General features: G+C 27.4%; 8 protein-coding genes. 6 read left to right on the top strand and 2 right to left on the bottom strand.

Annotated elements, in window-relative coordinates:
- The first annotated feature begins 296 nt into the window (after nucleotides 1-296).
- Both CLPUN_RS01665 and CLPUN_RS01660 read left to right on the top strand, forming a co-directional pair.
- Nucleotides 297-518, top strand: coding sequence for a hypothetical protein (locus CLPUN_RS01665; protein ID WP_077845645.1), 222 nt, complete (start codon nucleotides 297-299; stop codon nucleotides 516-518).
- Between the two features lie 138 nt (nucleotides 519-656).
- Nucleotides 657-1,577, top strand: coding sequence for a magnesium transporter CorA family protein (locus CLPUN_RS01660; RefSeq protein WP_077845644.1), 921 nt, complete (start codon nucleotides 657-659; stop codon nucleotides 1,575-1,577).
- Nucleotides 1,578-1,807: 230 nt separating this feature from the next.
- On the opposite strand, the gene CLPUN_RS01655 is transcribed toward CLPUN_RS01660, so the two are convergent.
- Nucleotides 1,808-2,641, bottom strand: a complete 834-nt coding sequence (locus CLPUN_RS01655) for a MerR family transcriptional regulator (protein ID WP_077845643.1) — start codon at nucleotides 2,639-2,641, stop codon at nucleotides 1,808-1,810.
- A 293-nt stretch (nucleotides 2,642-2,934) separates the two neighbouring features.
- On the opposite strand from CLPUN_RS01655, the gene CLPUN_RS01650 reads away from it, so the two are divergent.
- Together CLPUN_RS01650 and CLPUN_RS01645 are read left to right on the top strand one after the other, a co-directional pair.
- Complete coding sequence (locus tag CLPUN_RS01650) at nucleotides 2,935-4,662, top strand: ABC transporter ATP-binding protein (RefSeq protein ID WP_077845642.1); 1,728 nt, start codon at nucleotides 2,935-2,937, stop codon at nucleotides 4,660-4,662.
- Nucleotides 4,662-6,443, top strand: coding sequence for an ABC transporter ATP-binding protein (locus tag CLPUN_RS01645; protein ID WP_077845641.1), 1,782 nt, complete (start codon nucleotides 4,662-4,664; stop codon nucleotides 6,441-6,443). The genes CLPUN_RS01650 and CLPUN_RS01645 overlap by 1 nt, the downstream gene beginning before the upstream one ends.
- A 164-nt stretch (nucleotides 6,444-6,607) precedes the next feature.
- Here CLPUN_RS01645 and cax read toward each other — a convergent pair whose 3' ends face one another.
- Nucleotides 6,608-7,654 carry a calcium/proton exchanger gene (cax, locus tag CLPUN_RS01640; protein ID WP_077845640.1) on the bottom strand — a complete coding sequence of 349 codons (1,047 nt, stop codon included), beginning with the start codon at nucleotides 7,652-7,654 and terminating at the stop codon, nucleotides 6,608-6,610.
- Between the two features lie 177 nt (nucleotides 7,655-7,831).
- On the opposite strand from cax, the gene gloA reads away from it, so the two are divergent.
- Nucleotides 7,832-8,212, top strand: a complete 381-nt coding sequence (gloA, locus tag CLPUN_RS01635) for a lactoylglutathione lyase (RefSeq protein WP_077845639.1) — start codon at nucleotides 7,832-7,834, stop codon at nucleotides 8,210-8,212.
- A 107-nt stretch (nucleotides 8,213-8,319) separates the two neighbouring features.
- Nucleotides 8,320-10,353 carry a penicillin-binding transpeptidase domain-containing protein gene (locus CLPUN_RS01630; protein WP_077845638.1) on the top strand — a complete coding sequence of 678 codons (2,034 nt, stop codon included), beginning with the start codon at nucleotides 8,320-8,322 and terminating at the stop codon, nucleotides 10,351-10,353.
- Nucleotides 10,354-10,501: the final 148 nt, after the last annotated feature.

Genomic DNA, 10,501 nt, shown 5'->3' with positions numbered 1-10,501 from the left:
ATAAGATTGCGTTGAACATCAGCCTATTATCCATTGGAGGACGTCCGGTTTTTGCTACTGAAAATAAATCCTTTATTTGATTCCATTGTTCATCAGATATTTCATAACGTTTTTGTGCCATAATAGTTACCTCTAAGTTTTTTCTTTTATTTTACCTAAAAATTAAATTTTGTGCAAATTTCTGTTTTCAGACACGCCCTAGTATAAATGAATAATATTTAATTTAAATGAATAATATTTAATTTAAATGAATAATATTTAATTTAAATGAATGCTTTTGATAAGAATTGCAAGATATGAATTTATTAGATTGGTATAAGAATGACGAAAAAAGTCAAAAAGCAGTTTTAGAGGCAATTGATATAGAAATGAAAACTGGATTTGGAAAGATTGAAGCTGATTTACAAATAAAAGACAAAAGAAAAATGCCAATGTATTTTGCTACTAGTCCTGTAAAATATGAAGAAAAAAATTTAGGAAGAAATAGAGTATATGGAAATAGTAAATTAGCAGTTTAATATGATAAACATACTATAAGTAAATTATTTATATTGATATATTAAGTAACATGGCGTTTAAAACGACTTGTTTTTATTGTTAACAATTATTTATTTATGGTAAGATAGAATAATGAAATATTGAAAAAGGTGATTATAATGATATATTTTTTAAGTAATGATACTTTAATTGAAGATTCCGTTGATAATATAAGTTTAAATGATGGCAAATCATTTGTTTGTGTAATTACATTTCAACAATTACCAAAGATGGCAGATAAACTTTATATAAATGATAAAATACTTTATGAATGTTTTAATGGAAGAACATCAAAATTTGAGAGTTATGAAGGATTTGATTATATATCTTTAAAAATTCCAAAGATAGATAATTTATTACATTCATCAAAAAGAATATGTATATTTTTTACAAAAGACCTTCTTGTATTTATATGTGAGGATGAAAGCCTTATAAAGGAAATAATTTCTAAAATTAAATCTATGGAAATCAAATTTACAAATCTTAGTAAAATGCTATATATATTTTTTGATAAACTTACTTCAGAAGATACATATTTTATTGAAAATATTGAAAAAGAAATTACTAAACTTGAAGAAGGCTTAATGACTTCAAAAGAGGATAACTATTTAAACAAAATAATTATACTTAGAAAAAAATTACTTAAGCTGAAGCGTTATTATGAAAGACTTTTAAATATTGCAGAGTCTATTGAAGAAAATGATAATAATCTTATAGATAAAAAGGCAATTAAGTATTTTAGAATGGTTACTAATCGTAGTAATAGATTATATCAATCTGTAAATAATTTAAGAGATTATGTTACACAAGTTAGAGAAGCATATCAAGCGCAAGTAGATATAAATCAAAATACTTTAATGAAATTATTTACAGTTGTTACAACGATTTTTTTGCCTCTTACTCTTATAGTTGGATGGTATGGTATGAATTTTAATATGCCTGAATATGGGTGGAGCTATGGATATCCGCTAGTTATAGTAATAAGCATAACAATAGTTGTTATCTGCGTAGTTTGGTTTAAGAAAAATAAATGGTTTTAATGTAAAAGAAAATAACAAGTAAGAGATAATAAAATACTTACTTGTTATTTTTTTATTGGCTGTCTAAATTAGCTTTCACTGTATTTGCTGACTGAATAGCTATTTGTAGTGATGTTTTTCTGCATTATACACAGGTGTGTTAGAAGTATTAATATATGAAATAATTCTTAGTCCTGTTGTTACAACTAAAAGCAATATATTTATTAGAGAAATTAATTCTTGAACGAATTTTATTTGACATGGCCTTCAATTTCAACTGAAATTTTAGTTACATAATTTTCATAACCTTTCACTGTAGCCTCATCTAAAATATATTCTTCATAAGCATATTTACCCATGTTGAGATTGGCTTCACGTAAAAATTCTATGATTTTTTTATATGTTCTATCAACTGTAGTATAACTACCTTGGTGATATGCTATAACATACAAACCTTTTGGTTTTATAAAAGTAGATTTAATATTAGTGTTATATTCTAGCTTGGCATATATATAAGAATAATTGTCAGAAACACCTTTATAAATATTTTCTTTATTTATCATTGCACATATAGAATAACTTGCATGTAATTGATGGGAATTGCAATAATCTAAGTGCTCTGAGATAGTTTTTAAATAATCTTTATAACTAAGATTCTCGATTGATTTGCTTAACACTAGGAGTTCTTCTTTTGAAATTTCTAATGTAATTTTAGAATAATCAGTAGAACAAGCTCTTTTAGTTATTTCAATTTTTTGTTTCATGAATTTGCGTATTCTTTTAAGATTTTCAATTTCTTTATTTACTTGAGTTATTTTATTTTCAAATAATTTTATTAATTCATCTGGTGTTCTATTATCTAGATAATCTTTAATATCTTTTAAAGGCATATTAATTTCTTTGAGTATAAGAATTACATTAAATACTTCAAATTGTTGCACGGAATAATATCTATATCCATTTTCAGTTTTTATTTCAGGTGAAAAAATTCCAATATCGTCATAATGAAAAAGAGTTTGTTTTTTTACATTGCATAACTTAGCAAATTCTCCAGTATTAAAATATTTTTTAAAATCTTCATTCATAATATAAGTACTCCTATTGACTATACGGTTACCGTATACTTTATGATAGTATAATAGCAGTATAGTTATAATATTTCAATATAATAATTATTGATTTTAGGTATATAAAAACTGAATCTTAACTTGTTGCCTAATAGATATACTAATGAATTAACTTAGAAACTTTAAGAAAGTATTCAGTTTGATCTTATTTAATAGTTTTCAGAGATAATTGGAATATTACCATTGATATCTATTTTTATTATGACTTAATTATAACATACTCAGAAAACTACAGAAGGAGCAAAAGAAAAATGAAATTAATTTTAAAATATTTAAAAAATTACAAGCTACTTATTACTTTAAATGTAATATCAGTTTTTGGATTTGCCTTAGTTGAGCTTGGAATTCCAACAATAATGGCTAAAGTAATTGATAATGGCATAGCCTATAATAATATATATTATGCAAAAAAAATGGGACTCATAATTGTAGTAATTTCAATAATTGGTATTCTAGGAACCATATTACTTGGGTATTGCTCAGCAAAAATTTCTTCTAGTATTACAAGAGATATAAGAAATGATATTTTTATAAAATCTCAAGAATTTTCACATAGTGAATATGATAAATTTGGTGTATCATCAATGATTACTAGAACAACTAATGATGCTTTTCAAATCTTACAATTTGTAAATACGTTACTTAAAACAGCAGTACTTACACCAGTTATGTTCATTACAAGTTTGGTTATGATTTTTAAGACAAGTTTATCATTAACGTTGGTACTAGCTATAACAATACCATTTATAGTAGCAGGAGTAGCAATTATAGCAAAGGTGTCTGAGCCAATGTCAGAATCGCAACAAAAAAGGCTAGATAAATTAAATCGCATTTCAAGAGAAAACTTAACAGGAATAAGAGTGATTAGAGCTTTTGGTAATGATGAACATGAAAGAAAGAGGTTTAGAGAAACAAATAGTAATTATACTAATATATCTAAAAAATTGTTTAAGCTTATGTCAATTTCTCAACCATTATTCTTTTTATTATTAAATATAGCAATAATATTAATATTTTGGTTTTCAAGTAAAATGATAAATGTAGGAATACTTAAGGTTGGTCAGTTAGCTGCATTTATAGATTATTTGTTTCATGCAATGTTTTCTATTATGTTATTTTCAATGGTATTTATAATGTATCCAAAGGCACAGGTTTCAGCTAATAGAATTCAAGAACTATTAAATGCGCAACCAATTATTAAGAATCCTAAAAACGGTGTTCTTGATACGGAAGTTAGAGGAAGGATAGAATTTAATAATGTTACGTTCACATATCCAGATGGAGAAGAGCCTGTACTTAAGAATATTTCATTTAGGGCAAAAAAGGGGGAGACAGTCGCTTTCATAGGAAGTACTGGTAGTGGAAAATCAACTTTAATTAATTTAATTCCAAGATTTTATGATGTTACAGAAGGTAGTATAAAAATAGATGAAGTAGATGTAAAAGATTATGATTTAAAATCATTACGCAGAAAAATTGGATTCATACCTCAAAAGACACTATTATTTACAGGAAGTATAGGTAGCAATATTAGATTTGGGAAAAAGAATGCAGATAATATTGAAGTTGAACAATCAGCTAAAATATCAGAAGCATATGATTTTATTTCACGTAAGCCTAAGAAATTCGACGAAATAATAAGTGAAGGCGGAAGTAATGTATCTGGTGGTCAAAAGCAGAGGCTGTCTATTGCAAGAGCCATAGTTAGAAAACCTGAGATTTATATTTTTGATGATAGTTTTTCAGCCCTAGATTTCAAGACAGATGCGAGTTTGAGAGATAAGTTAAAAAATGAAACAAAAGAATCTGTAGTTTTAATGGTTGCACAGAGAATAGGATCTATTATGGAGGCAGATAAAATTATAGTATTAAACGAAGGTGAGATAGTAGGACAAGGTACTCATAGAGAATTGTTAAAGTCATGCAATATATACCATGAAATTGCATCATCTCAGCTTACAGAGGAGGAATTAGCATAATGAAAAAGTTAAAAGAAACCCTAAATAAGATTGCTCCTTTTGTAAAACCTTATAGAATACCATTTATTGTTGCTGTTTTATTTATAATAATAGCTGCTATATTTACTGCTGTTTCACCAATTATTGAAGGACTAATATTAACACAACTTAAAACTGATTCAACTAATATAATAAATAAAATTCCAGGTGCTTCAGTTAACTTTGGCTATATTATAAAAATTCTTGTAGCTTTGGGGATTATTTATATATTGAGTGCAGGATCGACATATATAGCAAGCATCTTATTAACTAATGCTATTCAAAATACTATGAGAGATTTAAGAAGTGCGCTGCAAGATAAAATTAGAAAATTACCAGTAAGTTATTTTGATAAAAATAGTTATGGAGACGTATTAAGTAGAATAACAAATGATGTAGATACTATATCTAATGCGCTTCAACAAAGTTTTAGTCAAGTGGTTAATGGAGTTCTATCTTTAACACTTGCAGTAGCGATGATGTTTACAATTAATATAAACATGTCTTTGATTGCTATATTTATAATACCATTAAGTTATTTTGTATCTAAGTTTATAGTTTTGAAATCACAAAATCTATTTTATGGTCAGCAAAAAGCACTTGGAAAACTAAATGGTAAAGTTCAAGAAATGTATACTGGATTTAATGAGATAAAATTATTCGGAAAACAAGATGATGCTATAGAAGAATTTAAAAAAGTAAATGAAAAACTTTGTATAACTGGGTTCAAAGCTCAATTTATATCAAGTATAATGTCGCCGCTTGTAGCCCTAATAACATATTTAGGAATTGCAATTACTGGGATTGTTGGGGCGATTTATGCAATAAACGGAATAATTACAGTTGGTAATCTTCAGGCATTTATCCGTTACATATGGCAAATAAATCAACCACTTTCTCAAGTGACTCAGCTATCTTCAGCAATACAATCAGCTTTTGCTGCAGTTGAACGTGTATTTGAAATTTTAAATGAAGAGGAGCAAGTTCAAGATAAGAAGAATTCTATTAAAATAGAAAATCCAAAAGGAAATGTCACTTTTGAGCACGTTAAGTTTGGATATTCTAAGGAAAAACCTTTAATTGAGGATTTTAATGTAGAAGTAAAGAGTGGACAAATGGTAGCTATAGTTGGACCAACAGGAGCAGGAAAAACTACTTTGATAAATCTTCTTATGAGATTTTATGAAATCCAAGGAGGATCTATAAAAATAGATGGAATAGATACAAAGGACATGAAGAGAGAAGATTTACGTTCATTATTTGGAATGGTTCTTCAAGATACATGGCTATATAATGGAACAATTTATGATAATATAGAATATGGAAGACTTGGAGCTACTAAAGAAGAAATTATAGAAGCAGCTAAAATAGCTAATGTACATCATTTTATAAAAACACTATCAGATGGATATAATATGTTTTTAAACGAAGAAGCATCTAATATTTCACAAGGAGAAAAGCAATTACTAACTATAGCAAGAGCCATAATAAAAAATCCTGCGATTCTTATTTTAGATGAAGCTACGAGCTCAGTTGATACAAGATTAGAATTAATGCTTCAAAATGCAATGAGGAATGTAATGAAAGGTAGAACTAGTTTTGTAATTGCTCATAGGCTTTCAACAATTCGTAGTGCTGATTTAATATTAGTAATAAATGAAGGAAATATTATAGAACAAGGAAATCATAAACAATTGATGGAAAGACAAGGTTTCTATGAAAATCTCTATAATAGTCAATTTGCAAATGATAAAGAAAATTAATATAAAAATAATTTGCTTAAAATATAACCAGTCCTTGATTTTGGAGGGACTGGTTATGTTCATTCACTTTGGAAATTTTTATTAATACATATTTAGCTAAAATATGTGCTATTTTTTTTATTTAAGAATATTAATATTATACTTTAATAGATCTCTAATACGAATTAAAGTATAAAGAATGAAGCACCGATTATGGCATATACAGCTAAAAGTTGTACACCTTCAAGCCAATTTGATTCTCCATCATTTGAAACTCTGTTTGCTATTAATACTGCAACTATAAGTGCAATTAATTCAAATTCATTAAATTCAATACTCATTGGAGTAAATAATAAACTTAAAAATATTAATACTGGAGTAACAAATAGAATTATTTGTAAACTAGAGCCTATAGCAATCTCTAAGGCTACATCCATTTTATTTTTCATTGCCATAACAATAGCAGTACTATGTTCAGCAGCATTTCCTATTATAGGAATCAATATTATACCTACAAAAAACTCACTAAGACCTAAACTATGAGTTACTGATTCTATACCACTTACCAAAAATTCACTTTCTATAGCTATTAATACAGTTGCAACTACTAATACTAAGATTGCTTTCTTTAAAGACCATTTAGCAGTGCCACCTTCTTCTTCTGTATTAATTGTATATATGTGTTTATGAGTAAAAAATGAAAAAACTAAACTTAATATGTATATTATAAACATTATGATTGCAACAAATATGCTTAGTCCTTCATATCTTGTATTTAAGAGAGAAGGATCTACAGTATGCGTAAATAATGCAGGAATACATAAACCAATAACTGCGAATAATAGCATACTCGAAGATACTTCAACAACTTTTTTATTAAAAGTTTGAACTTTAAATTTTAATCCTCCTGCAAGCATACTTGCTCCAAGCACTAATAACACATTTCCTATTACAGATCCTGCAATGGATGATTTAACAACTTCAAAAAGACCTTCTTTAAGAGCAAAAAATGATATTATAAGTTCTGTAGCATTTCCAAAAGTACCATTTAGAAATCCACCAATTTTAGGTCCAGAATAAAATGAAATTTCCTCAGTTCCTTCTCCCATAAGTCCAGCCAATGGAATTATTGATAAAGCTGCAAGTACAAACATTATTGATGGTGATGCATGCATAAATTCAGCTATAAAACTTATAGGCACGAATATAAGCATATACTTTAATATTTTCATAAAATATTAACCTCCTTAGTATAATAAAAAATAAATAGTGACTCTTATAGAGTATTATAACATTAAATATAAAGCAAGTAATATCGTCCTTGGAAAAACATATTTACAAAGTATTTTTAGAATTGAATTTATATGGTATATTATAAGTGAGGAAATGTTTTAAAGGAGGTACTGAAAATGTCAGTAAAAATGTTGCATACATGTATAAGAGTTAAAAATTTAGAAGAATCATTAAAATTTTATAAAGAGGCTTTAGGTCTTATAGAAACGAGAAAGAAGGATTTTCCAGATAATAAGTTTACCCTTGTTTATCTATCAAATGAAATTGATGGATATGAAATTGAACTCACATATAATTATGACATAGAAAAACCTTATGAAATAGGAAATGGATTTAGCCATACAGCTATTGGAGTGGAAAATTTGGAAGAGATGAGAGAAAAGCATATAAAACTTGGATATGAAGTTACTGATTTAAAAGGACTTCCAGGAGAAAAACCTAAATATTATTTTGTAACTGATCCAGATGGATATAAAGTCGAAGTTATAAGATGTTAATAATAAAGATGCTGTTTCAAAATTTGTATTTTTGAGACAGCTTTTTTTTATATCAAGCTTTATGCTATAATTAATTGGGAGATTTAAGTAAAGAAGGATGTGGATATATGGACAAAAAGAAAAATTTTTATCTCTTTCTAGGTGTAGGGGTTGTAGTTGTTCCACTTATAATATGTGTAATTGCTTTATTCATGTATAATAAAACACATAAACCTGAATATAAATTAACTGAATATGTAAATTTAGTTAATTCAAAAGATTATGATAAAATGTATGAATTAATTGATAATGAGACTAAAAAGACAATTTCTAAAGATGATTTTATTGCCAGAAACAAAAACATATATGAAGGCATTAAAGCCAGTGATATAAAAGTTGAAGTTAAAAAAGTTGACAATAGCGCAAATCAAGCAACAATAGAGTATGAAACTACTATGAATACATTAGCTGGAGAATTAAAATTTACTAATTCTATAATTATGACAAGAGAAATAGGGAAAGATTATACTTTAAAATGGGATTCAAAAGCCATATTTCCAGAATTAACTGATACTGATAAGGTTAGAGTAAAAACTTTAAAAGCTAAAAGAGGAGATATAATAGACAGGAATGGAGCAAAGTTTGCTACAGATTCAATATCATCTAATGTAGGAATTGTTCCAGGAAATTTAGGTGAGAATAAAGACACATCAATTGAGGAAATTGCAAAATTGCTAGAAACTTCAGTAGAATATATAAACAAACAGTTAAATGCAGCATATGTGAAACCAGATATGTTTGTTCCTATAAAGGCAATACCTTATGGGGACGAAAGAGTTTCAAGTTTGATGAAGATACCAGGAGTCCAAATTAATGATAAAGATGCAAGAATATATCCATTAGGCGTGAAAGCTGCTCATTTAACAGGATATGTACAAATTATAAATGCAGAAGAGCTTGAAAAGCATAAAGATGAGGAATACAATGAAAATTCAATCATTGGTAAAGCAGGTTTAGAAAAAACATATGAGCAAACTTTACGAGCAATAGATGGGGCAGAAATATATATTCAAAATAAAGATGGAGTAAAAAAATTATCTCTTATTACGAAGGAAGTCAAAGATGGGATTGATTTAAAATTAACCATTGATAGCAATATGCAAAATTTATTATATAGTCAGCTTGAAAAGGATAAGGGCGTATCAGTTGCTATGAATCCTAGTACTGGAGAGGTCTTAGCTCTTGTTAGCGCTCCATCATATAATCCTAATGATTTTGTTTTGGGTATGACTAATGATAAGTGGAATAGTTTAAATAATGATTCTAATAAACCTTTATATAATAGATTTCAAGGAACAGTAGTACCAGGGTCTTCATTTAAACCAATTACAGCAGTTATAGGACTTGATACTAAAAAACTTGATCCCAATGCAGATAAGAAAATTAGTGGATTTAGTTGGAAAAAGGATAGCAGTTGGGGAAATTATTCTGTTACAAGAGTAAGTGACTATAGTGGAAATTCTAATTTATTAAATGCCCTAGTTTATTCAGATAACATCTATTTTGCTCAAGCGGCCTTAGATATAGGAAAAGATGCATTTAAAGATAAGTTAAATAGCTTTGGATTTTCAGAAAAGATTCCATTTGAATATCCACTATATAATTCACAATTTTCAAGTGATAAGAATTTTAAAACAGAAGTACAATTAGCTGATAGTGGTTATGGACAAGGTGAAGTATTATTGAATCCTGTTCATTTAGCATCGTTATACACCATGTTTGAAAATGAAGGGAATATTATAACTCCTTATCTTGAATATAAACAAGTTACAGAAATTAAAATGTGGAAAGCAAATGTAGCATCGAAAGAATCTTCAAATTTAATACTACAGGACTTGATTCAAGTAGTTGAAAATCCAAATGGTACAGGGCATGCAGCATTTACTAATGGCCTAAGCATAGCAGGAAAAACAGGAACAGCAGAGATAAAAGCTTCACAAGATGATACTAAGGGAACAGAACTTGGATGGTTTGTAGGTATGACAACTAATAAAGCACCAAATAATTTACTAGTAGTTATGATGGCAGAAGATGTAAAAGATAGAGGTGGTAGTCACTATGTTGTTCCAAAAGTAAAAAAAGCATTAGAGACAGTAAAATAATAAATTATAAAAGTTTATAGAAAACTTTTATAATAAAACCATGAATAAAAGCATAATTTTAACTTTTAGAGCTTTATCCATGGTTTTTTTATCTAGAATTTTATTTATTTTTGAAATAATATTTTTATTTACAATTTTAATATACAAG

The sequence above is a fragment of the Clostridium puniceum genome, assembly GCF_002006345.1.
Classification (GTDB): domain Bacteria; phylum Bacillota; class Clostridia; order Clostridiales; family Clostridiaceae; genus Clostridium; species Clostridium puniceum.
Note: the sequence above shows the minus strand (reverse complement) of the source record. Positions and strands in the feature narration are given on the sequence as shown.